General features: G+C 70.5%; 16 protein-coding genes. 6 read left to right on the top strand and 10 right to left on the bottom strand.

What is annotated here, in order from left to right; translation table 11 throughout:
• Nucleotides 1-30: 30 nt before the first annotated feature.
• Together ABT342_RS26440 and ABT342_RS26435 are read right to left on the bottom strand one after the other, a co-directional pair.
• The gene (locus ABT342_RS26440) at nt 31-447 is read right to left on the bottom strand and encodes a PIN domain-containing protein (RefSeq protein WP_351578754.1); all 417 of its coding nucleotides are present in this window, start codon (nt 445-447) and stop codon (nt 31-33) included.
• Nucleotides 444-707 carry a CopG family transcriptional regulator gene (locus tag ABT342_RS26435; RefSeq protein WP_351578851.1) on the bottom strand — a complete coding sequence of 88 codons (264 nt, stop codon included), beginning with the start codon at nt 705-707 and terminating at the stop codon, nt 444-446. The genes ABT342_RS26440 and ABT342_RS26435 overlap by 4 nt, the downstream gene beginning before the upstream one ends.
• A gap of 1,848 nt (nt 708-2,555) precedes the next feature.
• Here ABT342_RS26435 and ABT342_RS26430 point away from each other — a divergent pair.
• Nucleotides 2,556-3,323 (top strand): site-specific integrase, encoded by a 768-nt coding sequence (locus tag ABT342_RS26430; RefSeq protein WP_351578751.1) that lies wholly within the window; start codon nt 2,556-2,558, stop codon nt 3,321-3,323.
• A gap of 306 nt (nt 3,324-3,629) precedes the next feature.
• Here ABT342_RS26430 and tatA read toward each other — a convergent pair whose 3' ends face one another.
• The 3 genes from tatA to ABT342_RS26415 form a co-directional block, all read right to left on the bottom strand.
• Nucleotides 3,630-3,893, bottom strand: coding sequence for a Sec-independent protein translocase subunit TatA (gene tatA, locus ABT342_RS26425; protein ID WP_351578748.1), 264 nt, complete (start codon nt 3,891-3,893; stop codon nt 3,630-3,632).
• Between the two features lie 99 nt (nt 3,894-3,992).
• Complete coding sequence (locus ABT342_RS26420; protein ID WP_351578745.1) at nt 3,993-4,574, bottom strand: TerD family protein; 582 nt, start codon at nt 4,572-4,574, stop codon at nt 3,993-3,995.
• A gap of 351 nt (nt 4,575-4,925) precedes the next feature.
• Nucleotides 4,926-5,501, bottom strand: a complete 576-nt coding sequence (locus ABT342_RS26415; protein WP_351578742.1) for a TerD family protein — start codon at nt 5,499-5,501, stop codon at nt 4,926-4,928.
• Between the two features lie 213 nt (nt 5,502-5,714).
• Here ABT342_RS26415 and ABT342_RS26410 point away from each other — a divergent pair, with 213 nt between their 5' ends.
• The 3 genes from ABT342_RS26410 (at nt 5,715) to ABT342_RS26400 (ending at nt 8,066) form a co-directional block, all read left to right on the top strand.
• Nucleotides 5,715-6,116, top strand: a complete 402-nt coding sequence (locus tag ABT342_RS26410) for a BlaI/MecI/CopY family transcriptional regulator (protein WP_351578739.1) — start codon at nt 5,715-5,717, stop codon at nt 6,114-6,116.
• A 5-nt stretch (nt 6,117-6,121) separates the two neighbouring features.
• A complete protein-coding gene (locus ABT342_RS26405) occupies nt 6,122-7,057 on the top strand; it encodes a M56 family metallopeptidase (RefSeq protein WP_351578736.1) in 936 nt (311 codons plus the stop codon).
• A 121-nt stretch (nt 7,058-7,178) separates the two neighbouring features.
• On the top strand, nt 7,179-8,066 hold the full coding sequence (locus ABT342_RS26400; RefSeq protein WP_351578733.1) for a universal stress protein: 888 nt from the start codon (nt 7,179-7,181) through the stop codon (nt 8,064-8,066).
• A gap of 62 nt (nt 8,067-8,128) precedes the next feature.
• Here ABT342_RS26400 and ABT342_RS26395 read toward each other — a convergent pair whose 3' ends face one another.
• From ABT342_RS26395 to ABT342_RS26385, 3 genes are all read right to left on the bottom strand, one after another.
• The gene (locus ABT342_RS26395) at nt 8,129-8,584 is read right to left on the bottom strand and encodes a tellurite resistance TerB family protein (protein ID WP_351578730.1); all 456 of its coding nucleotides are present in this window, start codon (nt 8,582-8,584) and stop codon (nt 8,129-8,131) included.
• Between the two features lie 108 nt (nt 8,585-8,692).
• Nucleotides 8,693-9,712, bottom strand: coding sequence for a sporulation protein (locus tag ABT342_RS26390; RefSeq protein WP_351578727.1), 1,020 nt, complete (start codon nt 9,710-9,712; stop codon nt 8,693-8,695).
• A gap of 105 nt (nt 9,713-9,817) precedes the next feature.
• Nucleotides 9,818-10,036, bottom strand: a complete 219-nt coding sequence (locus ABT342_RS26385) for a hypothetical protein (RefSeq protein ID WP_075971580.1) — start codon at nt 10,034-10,036, stop codon at nt 9,818-9,820.
• Nucleotides 10,037-10,418: 382 nt separating this feature from the next.
• On the opposite strand from ABT342_RS26385, the gene ABT342_RS26380 reads away from it, so the two are divergent.
• Both ABT342_RS26380 and ABT342_RS26375 read left to right on the top strand, forming a co-directional pair.
• Nucleotides 10,419-11,750 carry a hemolysin family protein gene (locus ABT342_RS26380; RefSeq protein WP_351578723.1) on the top strand — a complete coding sequence of 444 codons (1,332 nt, stop codon included), beginning with the start codon at nt 10,419-10,421 and terminating at the stop codon, nt 11,748-11,750.
• On the top strand, nt 11,747-12,769 hold the full coding sequence (locus tag ABT342_RS26375) for a hemolysin family protein (protein ID WP_351578721.1): 1,023 nt from the start codon (nt 11,747-11,749) through the stop codon (nt 12,767-12,769). The genes ABT342_RS26380 and ABT342_RS26375 overlap by 4 nt, the downstream gene beginning before the upstream one ends.
• Nucleotides 12,770-12,839: 70 nt before the next feature.
• On the opposite strand, the gene ABT342_RS26370 is transcribed toward ABT342_RS26375, so the two are convergent.
• Nucleotides 12,840-13,727, bottom strand: coding sequence for a cytochrome c biogenesis CcdA family protein (locus ABT342_RS26370; protein WP_351578718.1), 888 nt, complete (start codon nt 13,725-13,727; stop codon nt 12,840-12,842).
• Between the two features lie 6 nt (nt 13,728-13,733).
• A complete protein-coding gene (locus ABT342_RS26365) occupies nt 13,734-14,327 on the bottom strand; it encodes a redoxin domain-containing protein (protein WP_351578716.1) in 594 nt (197 codons plus the stop codon).
• Nucleotides 14,328-14,413 lie beyond the last annotated feature (86 nt).

The raw sequence follows: 14,413 nt of genomic DNA, 5'->3' as shown, positions 1-14,413 counted from the left end.
CGATCGCGCTCCGGATGGTCAGGCCGCTTGTCAGACCTTGATCACGGTGACGCGTCCGCCGCACAGCACCGTGAGGTCCTCGGGGTCGGAAGTGAGGATCGTGACCGGTCCCGTGGCGGCGGTCAACGCCGTGGCGGCGAGCATGGCGTCGATGGCGTACTTGTGGCCATGGAGCCCGGCTTCGGCGAGGAGGGTGGCGGCGTGGCGGGCGATCGGCTCGGTGATCGGTTCGATGACCAGGCGGGAGAGCGTCCACTCCAGGGCCGGGCGGTTGATACGGGGGTGGACCACTTCGACGAGGGTGGCCGCGGAGGTGATCACGCGCAGGTCGTCGGTGCGGGCCAGGGCGAGCCAGCCGGTGACCGTTCGGTCGCGAAGGACGGCTTTGGCCAGTCCTTCGCTGTCGAGGACGAGGGTGCCGCCGGGGACTGCGGAGGAGCGGGTCACGCGGCGCTCGCTCCGCGCTGTGCCTGTTCGCGTCGTGCCTGGTTGAGCTGATCGCGCAGGGACTGGACCTCCTCGTCCGTGATGGGGCCGTGCTCGGCCTCGGCGACGGAGATGAGCTCGTTGAGGTTGTCGCGTTCGATCTGGCGGGCGACTGCCGCGGCGACGTAGGCGGACAGACCGGAGGGGCCGCTGCGGGCCTTGGCGGCTTCGGCGATGTCGCGCGGCATGGTGATCGAGTACTTGCCGGTGGGCTCACTCATGCCACCTATCCTACCGCTCATCCTCCCAGTTTTGAGGGGAAGGACTTCCCTCTTGCGTGGCGGTCGCAGGCGATGGGTCGACAGCATCAGGCACGGTGTCGTATTCCACTCGCCGATCTGCATGCCCTCGGCCAGTTCCGTGCCCTTGGCCAGCTGCTGGATCGTGGTGCTGCGGGTGCGGCCGGACCGCTTGGACGGTTTCTGGTGGTTCCCGCGACCGACCACGAACGTGACCTTCGACGGCTCGCCCGGCTTCCACGCCTCGATGAGGTAGTCCGGGCGGGGTCGTGAGCCCTTGTCCCGCTGGCTGCCGCCCAGGGCCCAGCTGGCGCGCAGGATGGTGCTGGTGTCCACGACGGAGACGATGTGGTCCGGGTAGCGCTGTCGCACGATGTGTTCCGCGGCGGCGAGGCCGAAGCCGACGGCCAGCTCGCGGGCCTGCATGGCTTTGTACCAGCGTTCGGCGGTGCTGCCCTTGGCGGTGAGATCCATGGCGCCGGCGCGGTTGCCGTGCAGCGCCTCGCAATATTTCAGGCTCAGCCAGTGCTCCGCGAGCCCCCGTCCCATGCCCTGGCCGGCCAGTACGTATCCGCGGGCGACAGCGTGCAGCACCTGCCAGGGGGTCAGGTCGAGGGCGTGGGCGACGTCGGCCTTGGGGACGGGGCGCACGTCGGGCTTGCGCCGGACGGCTTCCTGACCGTTCTCCCGGCGCTTCTTGTCGATGGCCGCTGACGCGGAGTCGACGTGAGCGGCGAGATCGGCGGTCGACCTGACGTGAACGGTCTGCGGGCGGCTGAGTGCGTTCAGGATCTGTCGTGCGGTTCTTGCCATACGTCCCCCACGGTGTCCGTGTGCTCCTGGCCGGCTGCGAACGGTAGGTCAGTGCGCTGGGGCGCACGCAAGTACGCACGGCGCATCAGCGTGCTGATCCGGCCATGCTCGGTTGTTCGGCATCGGCGACGGCGTACACCTAACTCGACGTCTGACCGCACAGGATCGTCAATCCTGCGCCTTCCGAGAGCCCTCCTGCGGGTGGATGCCCGAATGCTCGTGCTGGGAAGTCATGCCCCGGCCGATCTGGAGGAGGGGACATGGAATCGAACGTGCGCAGCCTGGGTGCCGCGCCGGATCACGCGGTGTCGCTGCATGGTGAAGGGCAGTGGGACGGGAGCAGCGCTGTCGCGGAGCTGGCGGGCGAGTTCGGCGCGCAACTGGTCCGGGCCATCCGCGCGGGCCTCGCCCAGGGCCCGAGCGCCGCGCAGGAAGCACCACGACTGTCCCAGCTGACCTGGTACGCCTTCGCGACCGAGTACGCGCGGGCCCACTGGCCCGGCCGGGCGGCCAAGACCCGCGACGAGGTCAGCGACGCGCTCACCGCCGTCACGCTGGCGATGTGCTGGGACATCCCCGGCCGCCCGAACGAGGCCCTGCTTCGCCGTGCGCTGCGGCACTGGGCCTTCGTCATGCCCCGGCCGGGTGATCCCATGCCGCCGCCGCAGGACCGGCTGGCCCTGCAGTGGGTGGCCAAGGCATCCCGCCCCCTGGTCGACCTGTACGACCCGGTCCTGGCCCGCGACGTGCTGGAGTCGCTGCGACGCAAGCAGGACGGCGGCGAGGCGGCCGTGGAGACGATGCGCCGCAAACGCAAGGTCCTCGTGCACGCCCTCGGCTATGCCATGGAACTGGGCGAACTGGGCAGCAGTCCGCTGGAACGGGTGCGCTGGCGCGTGCCCAAACCAGCCGTCTCCGTGGACCCGCGGGTGGTGGTGAACCCCTCGCAGGCCCCGGGATCTGCTGACGGCCATCTCGTACGTCGGCGGATACCGCAGGGCTCGCGGCCGACGGCTGGTGGGGCTGTTCGCCGGTATGTACTACGCGGGCCTGCGGCCGGAGGAAGCCGTCGCGGTCACCCTGCCGGACTGCCGTCTGCCGACCAGAGGATGGGGCCGGCTGGTCCTGCACCGCACGCTGCCGCAGGCGGGCAAACGGTGGACCGACACGGGCCAGAACCACGACGAGCGTGGCCTGAAGAACCGCCGGCCGGGGGACACGCGGGTGGTGCCGCTCCCGCCGCAGATGGTGCGCCTGTGGCGCGAGAGCGTCACCACGTTCGGCACGGCCGAGGACGGCCGGCTGTTCTTCAGCGAACGCGGCAACGTCCTCAGCTACACCGCCTACCACCACGTCTGGCGCGAAGCCCGCGCCCTCGCCCTGCCACCCGTGCTCGCCGCCACCCCTCTCGCCAAACGCCCCTACGACCTGCGCCACTCGGCCCTGTCGACCTGGCTGTGTGCCGGCGCGGACCCGGCCGAGGTCGCCCAACGAGCCGGGAACAGCGTCGAGGTCCTCCTCGCTCGGTACGCGAAGTGCCTCTACGACCGGCAGTCCATCAACAACCAGCGCATCGAAGGACTCCTCAGTGCCTACGACCGCCCACCCAACCTGGAGGAGCACCCGGTCAGATCCCTGCCAGGACCTGTGGGGACCCGCTCGTCAGCGGGTCCGGGGCTGCGTGATCTGCCAGAGCCGACGCGGGAGTTCTCCCTCCTCGAAGGCACGGACTTCGGCCAGGTGCCTCCAGGCCGGTGGCGGAGAAGTCCGTGGCATGGACCGTGAAGCCCTCCCGTGCGAAGTAAAGGGCGTCGCGGCCGTGACCGGCACCGAGCTCCAGGACGTCCCTGGCGCCGGCGTCCCGGAAGGCGCTCGCCGCGTGGACGGCCGCGGTGGAGGGCTCCTCGCCGTACATACCGGGATGGGCGGTGTAGGTGTCCTGCCAATGGCGGCGCTGCGCCTCCGGCAGATCCTCACTGCTCATGGTGGCGCTCCCATCCGTCTTTCCCCGGTAGGCGACAGCGTAGATGCCCTCACCGGCGGCCCTTGACCTCGCGAGTACGGGGGCTGCGCCTCGCCCGGGTGGCGAGTTCAGCGTTTCGGAGGGTGAGCGTGGGACTCGTGGGCGGGGCGCGGGCCTATCACAGCATCGGGTTCGATGGCCGGCTTGGTGGCGGCATCGGCGGACGGCTCTCCTGAGGCGCGGCGTGCCTCTTCGCTCTTCATCGCCCGGGCCTCGCTCTTGAGGATCCGGGCCGACTTCCCTATGGAGCGTGCGAGTTCGGGCAGCCTCTTTGCACCGAGGACCAGGATGACGATGATCAGGATGATCGCTATTTCACTGATACCGAGCACGGTGTTCCCCTCCGATACGGGTGATATCCGCTGCATCGAGCCTGGTAGGGCCGCAGTGCGGGCCCCGGACTGTTCACGAGACTGTGGTGCTGGTGCTGGTCACAGGTGGGAAGCGATGACGGGCATCAGGTCCTGGAAGGTACGCCCGTTGGCCGACTCGCCGATCGCGGACATGTTCCATCCCTGCCCGGACCGGTGGACTTTGGCCATGATCTGGGCCGTGTACGTGCCGCCGCCCGAGAGGGTGTAGCGGGCCAGCTCCTGGCCGTTGCTCTCGTCGATCAGGCGACAGAAGGCGTTCTGTACATCCGTGAAGGTCTGCCCGGTGAAGGAGTTGACGGTGAAGACGATCTGGTCGACGTGCACAGGTACCCGCTGGAGGTCCACCAGGATCGACTCGTCGTCCCCGCCCTGGCCGGCGCCGCCGACGCGGTTGTCCCCGGTGTGGCGCACCGAGCCGTCCTTGCTGACCAGCTGCTGGAAGAACACCACGTCCACCGGATCCTTGCCCGCGAACAGCACCGCCGAGGCGTCCAGGTCGATCTCCCGCGCGGTCATCCTTGCGAGGAAGCCCTTGCGCGGGGCGGACTGCCAGCCCAGCCCCATGCGGACCACGCTCAGCGTGCCCCCGCCGGCCTTCTCCAGACTGATCTGCTGGCCCTTGTTCAGATTGATCCCCACCGTGTCCTCCTGATGATCGGCCGTCGAACAGCACAGCTTCGCGCAGCCGCCTCCGCGACCGCCCTGAATCTACAACACTGTAGAATATGGGTGGCGTGCGTTGTGCCCATTCCCGGGCGGCCTGGCGCACAGTCGTCCCGGGCCGGGCGAAGGGAAGTCCGGGCTGGTGAAGCGGCATTGCAGGCGGCGGGCGTGTTCAGCGTCTCCGGCGCGGGCGCAATGCTGGCTGCGCCCTGCGGGCCGGGCGGCTCGTATCCGTGGGGATCCCCGGATTGAGTCACGGGGGTGTGGGTGTATCAGGGGCGGGGGGAGGGGGCGGCCCGCCGCGCCGCCCCCTGTCGTCACTCGTGTTCAGACGCCGACGCCGAAGTCTGCCGCGATTCCGGCGAGGCCGGAGGTGTAGCCCTGGCCGACGGCGCGGAACTTCCACTCGGCGCCGCTGCGGTAGAGCTCGCCGAAGACCATCGCGGTCTCGGTCGAGGCGTCCTCGGAGAGGTCGTAGCGGGCGATCTCCGTCCCGCCGGCCTGGTTGACAACGCGGATGAACGCGCCCCTGACCTGGCCGAAGCTCTGGCTGCGGGCATCGGCGTCATGGATGGAGACCGGGAAGACGATCTTGTCGACGTCTGCGGGTACGGCGGCGAGGTCGACCTTGACGACCTCGTCGTCCCCCTCGCCCTCGCCGGTGAGGTTGTCGCCGGTGTGCTCGACGGAGCCGTCGGGGCTCTTGAGGTTGTTGTAGAAGACGAAGTGCTGGTCGGAGGGGACTTTCCCGGACGCGTTCACCAGCAGGGCGCTGGCGTCGAGGTCGAAGTCGACCCCGGTGGTCGTGCGGACATCCCAGCCCAGGCCGACCAGTACGGCGGTCAGGCCCGGGGCTTCCTTGCTCAGCGAGACGTTGCCGCCCTTGGACAGGCTCACACCCATGTCGTGGCTCCCATTCGGTATCCCCGCGGCCCCGGCTGGCGCGCCCGTGCCGTCGGACCAAGGCGAATCTACAACACTGTAGAAGTATATTGGTGGGGGTCCGGTCGGTGTGGTGCCTTCGCGGAGTCGGGCCGCCGAGCAGATGGCCGGTGGATCAGTACGATGAACCGCCACGCCGTGTCGGGTGAGGCCATGAGGCGGGAGGTTGACGGCATGACGGTGAAAGACATGAGCGGTGCCGACCCGTCCCGCCGTCGGGCGCAGGGTGAGCTGGAGAGCCAGGTGCTCGCGGCGCTGTGTCAGGCGCCGGGGCCGGTCACGGCAGGATGGGTCCAAGAGTGGATCGGAGGCGGCCTGGCCTACACCACGGTGATGACGATCCTGACCCGGCTGCAGGCCAAGGGGGCGGTGGCCCGGGAGCGGGTGGGCCGGTCGTTCGAGTGGATGGCGGTTGCCGACGAGGCCGGACTGGCGGCTCTGCGGATGCGGAAGGTCCTGGACGCCGAGAGTGACCGGCAGGCTGTCCTGGCCAGCTTCGTGACCGCTCTCACGCCTGGGGACGAGCGGCTGCTGCGGGAACTGCTGGGCAAGGCGTCCGAGGCTGGGGAAGGCTGAGAGCCGTGGGGGTCTTCGTGTTCCTGCCGCTGGTGCTGCCGTTAACGGCATGGCCGGTCGCGCGGCTGGCCGGGCATCATCTGCACCCGCGTACCGCGACCTGGCTGCTGACCGGCGTCGCGGCGGTGCTGGCGGTATGCAGCACGCTGTGCCTGGCGCTGCTGATGGTGGTGGGGACCGCGCAGCTGCCCGGCAACCCGCTGCCGGACGGCTGGTCCGATCCTGAGGTGCGCGAAGCGGTCCCGTACGACGAGGTCGCCGGCAAGGCCGCCATCCCCGCGCTCCTCGCGGTGATCACCTCGTGTACGTCGGCGGCGTGGCGCCACCGGCGGGTGCGCAGGCGCAGCCGGCGTGTTCTTGCCGGGCTGCCGGCCACCCCGGTGGCCGTGTTGCCCGATGAGGTTCCGTACGCCTACGCGCTGCCCGGCTCGCCCCGTGACCGGATCGTGGTGAGCACGGGAATGCTGGCCGCGCTGACCTCCCGCGAGCGCCGGGCGCTGTTCGCTCACGAGCGTGCCCACCTGGTGGGAGCCCACCACCGGTTCCTGCTGGCCGTGCAGCTCGCCGCCCGCGCCAACCCATTTCTGCGGCCCCTGCGGTCGGTGGTGGCCTACACCGCCGAGCGGTGGGCTGATGAGGAGGCTGCGGCCAAGGTCGGCAGCCGCCGTACGGTGGCGGTGGCGATCGGCAAGGCGGCGCTGATCAGCCGCGGCGCCCCGCTGACCACGCTGCCCGCGCTCGCGGCGGCGGCGGGGCCGGTGCCGCGCCGCGTCGCGGCCCTGCTGGAGCCCGCCCCGTTTGCCAGCTCCTGGCCGTCGGTCTTCACCGCGGTCGGCATGGCCACGTGGGGCGCGGCGGCCGGCACGACGGTGTCCGCGCTGTCCTCGGCGAATTCCGCCGTCACCCTGTTCTTCATCCTCCACGCCGCCACACCCCTCTGACTGGACGGCGGCGCATGACGCCGCTGCTGGTGGCGCGGGGTTGGCGTACGGGGGGAAGCTGGGAAGACGCACAGCGTGCCCGGCCCCGGCAGGGGGGCTGCGGGCAAGGAGAGGCGGGGCGATGTCCGGTCCGGTCGTGGTCGGGGTGGACGGCTCGCCGCCCGCCATGGCCGCCGTGGACGCCGCCGCCCGGGAGGCGCTGCTCACAGGCGCCCAGCTGCATGTGGTCCACGCCTTCACCTGGCCCGCCATGCACGTCCCGCCCAGCGCTTCGCCTCTCGGCCCGCCCGCCGGGGGCGTGCGGGACTCGGTCGAGCGCCTGCTCCACGAGGCCGTCGACCGGGCCCGGTCGACGGCCCCGGGAGTGCGGGCGACCAGTGCGGTGATGCCCGGTGAGGCGGTGGCGGCCCTGGAAGCGGAGTCACGGACCGCGCGGCTGGTCGTGGTGGGCCAGCGCGGTTCGGGGGGTATCCGAGAGCTTCTCCTGGGTTCGACGGCAGTGCACCTTGCCGCGCACGGCCACTGCCCGGTGATGGTCGTACGCGGACGCAGCGAGCCCGAAGGCCCGGTGGTGGTGGCGGTGGACGGCTCACCCCAGGGCCAGGGTGCGATCGCGTTCGCGTTCGCCGAGGCATCGATTCGGGGCAGTGAACTGGTGGCCCTGCACGCCTGGAGCACATGGAGCGATCACGGCGAGAGCGGCCCGGGCCATCCCGTGGAACTGGTCGACCTGATCGCAGACGTGGACCAGCTGCGGGCGGCGGAGGAGCGACTGCTGGCCGAGGCGCTGTCCGGTCACCGCGAGCGGTATCCAGAGGTGACCGTGCGCTCCCGGGTCGTTCGGGGCCGGACCCGCCCGGCACTGATCGAGGCGAGCGACGGCGCCCAGCTGATAGTGGTGGGGGCGCGCGGGCGTGGCGGATTCGCCGGACTGCTGCTGGGCTCGGTCAGTCAGGCCGTCCTCCACCACGCCAACTGCCCCGTCACCGTGGTGCGCTCGGGCCTGTGACGCCCATCCGCGCCCCCGTGCGGGGCCGCGGCGCTCGGGTGCGAACGGTCAGGTCTGTGTTGCTAGAGGTCGAACTCGTGGGGCGGGAGGTCGAGGGTGTAGCAGGCTTCGCGGACGACGGCTTGTTCGGTCTTGTCGAAGTCGCCGTCGGCGCCGCCGATGACGATGCCGATCTGGATGACGGCGCGGGCCTCGGCGGGCTTCTTCTTCGCCTTGGCAATCTCCTGCAGGATGCTGACCTTGCCGAAGTCGAAGTCGGCGGTGAGGGTGTTGAGGTAGTCGTCGAACCGCTTCTGCAGATCGGCGGCCGGGAAGTTCTGCAGGACCTCGTTGGTGGCGATCAGGTGGGCCACCCGCTGGCGCTCGGACTCGTCGATCGTGCCGTCTGCCGCGGCGACCAGGGCACACATGGCCATGCTCGCGTCGCGGAACGCGCCGGACTTCAGCTCGTTCTTCTTCGCCTCCAGTTGCGTCTGCATCTGCTGGGCGGACTGCTTGAAACGGTCCCACAGGGCCATGCCAACTCCAGGGGTCGCAGGGTTGTCCGGGCCGGGGACGGACGGAGCCGGCCCGGACGAGTTATTTCTACACCACTGTAGAAGTTATCGTGTGGGGTTGCGGGGCTGCTACGCCTCCTCGTCGCCGCCCTCGTCCTCGTCGCCCTCGAAGAAGTCGCCGATTTCGTCGACGGCCTCGGCCGCCACCATCCCGCCCACTACCCCGACCGCGAGACCGGCCGCGCCGGCTGCGACCACGGCGCCCGTGCCCGGCCCGGAGCGGTGACCGCCGTGGTGCCCGTGGTCGTCCTTGTGGGCGTGAGCGTCGTGGGCGCCGCCGTGCCCGTAGGGCGTGTGAGGGGTATGGGCCACGCGGGCCGTGTGCGCGTCGAGGAGCTGGCTGATCCAGGAGCCGACCACGGCGTTCCAGTCCCGGTGGGCCGCGCCCTCGTGGCTGACCACGTGGCGCCCCAGCACGTCGTGACCTGCGAACAGGCCGCCGCGCTTGTCTGCCTCCAGGACGACCTCCAGCCCGCTCGGGCTCGCCAGGAACGTCACCTCGATCTCGCCGACCTGGTGGGCGTACTGCGGGGCGGGGGTGAGCTCGATCTCCTGGTAGAAGGGCAGCTGCTGGCCGGTGCCGCCGATGCGCCCGAGTTCGAGGTCGGCGGACTTGAAGCCGAAGCCGAGCTGCCCGAACGCCTCCAGGATCGCTTCCTGCACCGGCAGCGGGCCCACGGAGAGGGGGTCGAGGTCGCCCTTGTCCTTGGCGTCGGCGATGCCGAGCTCGGTGCGCACCCCGAGGACGATTCCCAGGGGCTGGCCGTGCAGCTGGGTGAGGGGGGTCTCCCACGGGAGCGTGACGGCGAACGGTACGGAGCGGTGCTCGGCCTCGGCGAGGCGGAACCCGCCGCCGACCTGGAATCGCTCGAAAGCGGCCGCGCCTTCGTACTCGCCGTCATGGGTCTCGGCCTCGACGCGGGCGACGAGTTCCAGGGTGATGTGCTCGATGTCGAAGTCGGCCCTGCCGCCGGTGAGGCGGACCTCGCCGGTCAAGCTGCCGCCGGGCACGGCGGTCGTCACGTCGAGAACCGTGTCCACGGCGGGGCCGCCGACACCCATCGAGCCGAGCAGGCGCTTGAACACCATCGTGGCGTTCTCCTTCATATGCGTCGCGTTGTTATCTCTTTGCAGTGCGCGCGACGGTGCCGCGGGACCAGGGTCCGGCCCGCGGCACCGCGCGAGCGCGAGGCGCTACTTCGCCGCGTCCAGGGCCGCGAGGGCCTGTGCCCAGCGGACGTACTTCAGCTCGGCGAGCTCGGCGACGGTCGTCACGCCGAACGCCTCCTTGAGCAGCTCACCGTCACGGTCGGAGACGCCCTTGAGGGCCCCCACGGGAGCGGCGAGAATCTCCGGCAGGCTCTTGTCCGCCCACGCCTTGTCCAGCACCTTGTCCAGATCGATCGAAGCCACGTCCTCTTCCCCTCCTGACTCCACGCGCCCGGCAGGCGCGCGTACAGACACCCGGGCAGCACGGAATACCCCGCCCCGCCCTGGCGCTATCTACAAGCATGTAGAAGCATAGGAGCAGCGCGGCCACTGTCGAGTGCGCAGGCGACGGATGGGTGGGAAAGTCCGAAAAAAACCACTCCTCTTGCCGTGTGAAACGTCACTGGCCAGGGGCTTTACCGCTCCTTTACAGTCGTCGTGCGGATACCGAACCCGCCCTGTGCGCGGACCGCGCCAGCCAGCCCGAGTGAAGAAGGAGCAGCAGACCCGCAATGGGTGAACCTCCCAGTCCCAGCCGTGCCACGCCTTGCCCGCTGATCGTTGAGCCGGGAGCGGGGGTGGCACGGTGACCGAAGTCCTGCTGCTGCTTCTCGCGCTGGCGCTGACGCTGGCGTGTGCGGTGTTCGTCGCCGCCGAGTTCTCGCTCACGACCGTCGAGCGCAGTGAGCTCGAGCGTGCCGCCGCTGCCGGCGAGCGGGGCGCCGAAGGCGCCCTGAAGGCCGCCAAGCGCCTGACCTTCCAGCTCTCCGGGGCCCAGCTGGGCATTACCGTGACCTCGCTGGTGATCGGCATGCTCGCCGAGCCGTCCGTCTCCGCGCTGCTGCGCGGCCCGCTGGAGGCCATCGGCCTGCCCGGTGGGGCGGTGTCCACGACCGCGACGCTGCTGGGTGTCGCGATCTCGACCGTGGTACTGATGGTCGTCGGTGAACTGGTACCGAAGAACTGGGCGATCTCCCGTCCGCTGGCCGTCGCGAAGGTCGTCGCCGGCCCGCAGCGCGGCTTCACGGCCGTGTTCGCCCCCCTGATCCGGCACCTGAACAACACCGCGAACCGCCTGGTACGCCGGTTCGGTCTGGAGCCCGCGGAGGAGCTGGCCTCCGCCCGTACCCCGGAGGAGCTGGTGGCACTGGCCCGGCACTCCGCCCGTGAGGGAGCCATCGAGGCCGACTCCGCCGAACTGTTCGTCAGGACCCTGCACCTGGCCGAGCTGACCGCGGAGAACGTCATGACCCCGCGCGTCGAGGCCAAGGCCCTGGAGGCGCACGCCACCGCCGCCGACGCCGCGAACCTCACCCTGGCCACCGGCCTGTCCCGTTTCCCCGTCTACAAGGACACCCTCGACGAGGTCATCGGCACCCTCCACATCCGCGACGTCCTCGCCCTGGAGGAGGAGAAGCGGGCCATGACCCCCGTGACCGACCTGATGACCGAGCCCCTGCTCATACCGCACTCCCTGCCCGTCGACACCCTGCTGGGCAGACTCCGCAAGGCCCGGACCATGGCCATCGTCATCGACGAGTACGGCGGCACCGCGGGTGTGGCCACTGTCGAGGACATCGTGGAAGAAGTCATCGGTGAGGTCCGCGACGAACACGACCCACTGGAGGTCCCCGACCTCCTCCCGGCCCCCGAGCAAGACTGCCGCAAGGTGTGGCAGGCAGACGGAAGCGTCCGCCTCGACCAGCTGACGGAAATCGGCTTCACACCCCCCGAGGGTCCCTACGAGACGCTGGCCGGCCTGATCGCCACCCACCTTGAGCGGATCCCCCTGGCCGGCGACACCGCGGACGTGGACGGCTGGGAGCTCACCGTCCTCGACGTCGAACACCACCGCGCCGACCGAGTGTCGATCACCGCCCCCAACACCGACCCGATCTCCCAGGAGGAGGCCCGATGACCGCGATCCAGCTGCTAATCGGCGCCTTCACCCTGATCACCAACGCATTCTTCGTCGGCGCCGAGTTCGCGCTGATCTCTGTACGCCGCAGCCAGATCGAACCGGCCGCCCTCAAGGGCAACCGGCGAGCGAAGACCACCCTGTGGGGCCTGGAACACCTCTCCGCGATGATGGCCACCGCCCAGCTCGGCATCACCGTCTCCTCCCTCGTTCTGGGCGCGGTCGCCGAACCCGCCATCGCCCACCTACTGGAGCCCCCCTTCCACTCGATCGGCGTGCCCGAGGGCCTGATCCACCCGATCGCCTTCGTCATCGCGCTCACCCTGGCCACCTACTTGCACATGCTCATCGGCGAGATGGTGCCCAAGAACATCGCACTCGCCGCCCCCGCACCGACCGCGCTGCTGCTGGGCCCGCCGCTGGTCGCCCTCACCCGCGCACTGCGGCCGTTCGTCTTCGGCATCAACGCCTTCGCCAACACGCTGCTGCGGCTGCTGAAGGTCGAACCGAAGGACGAGGTCGCCTCCGTCTTCACCGACGACGAACTCGCCCGCCTGGTCAAGGACTCCAGCGCCGCCGGCCTCCTCGGCCCCGAGGACGGCGAACGCCTCCAGGACGCCCTCGAACTCGGCACCCGACCCGTCGGCGAAATCATGGTGCCCCTGGACCGGGTCGTCACCGTCGGCCACGACATCACGCCCAAGGGCTTGGAACGGACGGCGGCCGACCACGGCTTCTCCCGCCTGCCGGTCACCAGCGACGATGCGGAAATCCTCGGCTACCTGCACATCAAGGACGCCCTCGGCGCCGTCGACCGCACCGCACCCTTCCCGCGCACAGCGCTGCACCCGATCGTCACGGTCGCCATCGACGTCCCGCTCGACGACACCATGACCGCCATGCGGGCCGCCAACACCCACCTCGCAGCAGTCACCGGCACCAAGGGCACCGTCATCGGATTCATCACCATGGAGGACCTCCTCGACGAACTCGTCGGCGCCGCGGCCGACGGAGACTGACCGTCACGAAGCGGCGGCCAGCACCCCACCGCGCGTGCGGCATCGCAAGCCCGCTCGAATTGGCTTCGGCTCAGGCCGGGCGCTGGGGGACGGCCGGGGTGTCCGTACGGGCGGGCCGGCGGGTGCGCCGACGGTGGCGGATCACCAGTGCCGCGAGGAGCAGGAGGGCGAAGAGGACCGCGATCACGGCGGGTCCCGCGGCGCTCAGGGCGTCGGCAAGAGCGCGCTGTACGGTGCCTGCGCCATCGATGACGGGGTCGGTGGTGGCGGGGTCGCGCTGGACGCGGATTTCGTACCAGCCGTAGTAGGCGACGTAGGCGCCGACGAGCAGGAGCAGGGCGCCGCCAAGGCGGGGGGCGATCGCGCCGAGGCGGCGCAGGCGGGTGACGGCGGTGGTGCGGGTGAGGGCGACGGTGAGGGAGGCGGCGCCGACGATCAGTCCCATTCCGGCGGCGTAGGCGACGAAGAGGGTGATGCCTTCGGCGGTGGAGCCTGTGCGGAAGGCGGAGACGACGATGGCGAGGAAGGGGGCGATGGTGCAGCCGAGGGAGGCGGTGGCGTACGCCATGCCGAACAGGGCCATCGAGGGCAGGGAGCGGGTCACCTTCGGTGCCCGCCGGAGCTTGGGTGCGAGGGTGGGCAGCTGGCGGCCTGCGAGGAGCCATCCCCCGGCGGTGGCTATGAGGAGGCCGAATCCGATGGTGAACCAGGGCAGGTGCTGCTGCACCTGCCCGGCGACGGGCTGGATCGCCAGGCCGAAGACGCCGAAGAGTGCGGCGAATCCGATGGTGATCGCGGCGGTTGCGGCGAGGGCGCGGCCGATGGCGACGGTGCGGCTGGGGGTGTCGTCGCCGAGGACGAGGAGCGAGAGGTAGGCGGGGAGCAGGGCGAAGCCGCAGGGGTTGACGGCGGCGAGCATTCCGGCGCCGAGTGCGAGGGCGAGAGGCAGGTCGGACATGACGGTTCAGCCGGTGAGTCCGGCGACCTTGTCGGCCAGGCCCTTGCCGCCCGGCAGCACGCCTTCGTAGACGGTGGTGCCGTTCTTGTCGAGGATGACGTAGCGGCTCTGCTCGGTGACCTTGAACCGCTTCCACACCTCGCCCTTCTCGTCGGACAGGTGCGGGAAGGCGCCGGTGGCGGTGTCGGCGAGGAAGTCCTTCATGGCGGCGTTGGTGTCGAGGCCGGCGACGCCGACGACGTTGGCCTTGCCCTGGTAGTCGGCGGCGACCTTGGCGGTCTCGGCGGCCTGGGCCTTGCACTTGGGGCACCAGGGGGCCCAGAACCACAGCACCGTGGGCTTGCCCGCGAGCGTCTTCGCGTCGAACGGCTTGCCGTCCACGGTGGTGGCCGTGAAGTCGAGCGCTTCGGGCACCTTGGCCCCGTCCGACCCGGCGCCGCTGCTCCCGTTGGAGCCGGCGGGCGGCTGTGCGGGGGACGACGCCGTTGACGGGGAGACCGCGCCAGCGTCGTCGGCGGCGTCGGCGCCGCTTGTACCGCACCCGGTGAGGGCGAGCAGTGCGGCGGCGACGGTGGCCGGAAGGACTGTGCGGGCGCGCATGGTGACTCCTGTGTGTTGGGGACCGGAGGCGAGACTAGATCGGTTCCTCGGGTCGAGGGCGTGGTGGTGGCCTTACGGTTCGATGA

This window comes from Streptomyces sp. NPDC000410, assembly GCF_040300305.1.
GTDB lineage: Bacteria > Actinomycetota > Actinomycetes > Streptomycetales > Streptomycetaceae > Streptomyces.
This window is presented reverse-complemented; position numbering and strand designations above follow the sequence as displayed.

What these genes read in the sequence shown, in the direction of transcription:
- ABT342_RS26375 (WP_351578721.1), top strand. Translation starts at nt 11,747, where the DNA reads ATGACCGCGATCCAGCTGCTAATCGGCGCCTTCACCCTGATCACCAAC.
- ABT342_RS26395 (WP_351578730.1), bottom strand. Translation starts at nt 8,584, where the DNA reads ATGGCCCTGTGGGACCGTTTCAAGCAGTCCGCCCAGCAGATGCAGACG.
- ABT342_RS26390 (WP_351578727.1), bottom strand. Translation starts at nt 9,712, where the DNA reads ATGGTGTTCAAGCGCCTGCTCGGCTCGATGGGTGTCGGCGGCCCCGCC.
- ABT342_RS26415 (WP_351578742.1), bottom strand. Translation starts at nt 5,501, where the DNA reads ATGGGTGTGAGCCTGTCCAAGGGCGGCAACGTCTCGCTGAGCAAGGAA.
- ABT342_RS26410 (WP_351578739.1), top strand. Translation starts at nt 5,715, where the DNA reads ATGACGGTGAAAGACATGAGCGGTGCCGACCCGTCCCGCCGTCGGGCG.
- ABT342_RS26365 (WP_351578716.1), bottom strand. Translation starts at nt 14,327, where the DNA reads ATGCGCGCCCGCACAGTCCTTCCGGCCACCGTCGCCGCCGCACTGCTC.
- ABT342_RS26400 (WP_351578733.1), top strand. Translation starts at nt 7,179, where the DNA reads ATGTCCGGTCCGGTCGTGGTCGGGGTGGACGGCTCGCCGCCCGCCATG.
- ABT342_RS26435 (WP_351578851.1), bottom strand. Translation starts at nt 707, where the DNA reads ATGAGTGAGCCCACCGGCAAGTACTCGATCACCATGCCGCGCGACATC.
- ABT342_RS26370 (WP_351578718.1), bottom strand. Translation starts at nt 13,727, where the DNA reads ATGTCCGACCTGCCTCTCGCCCTCGCACTCGGCGCCGGAATGCTCGCC.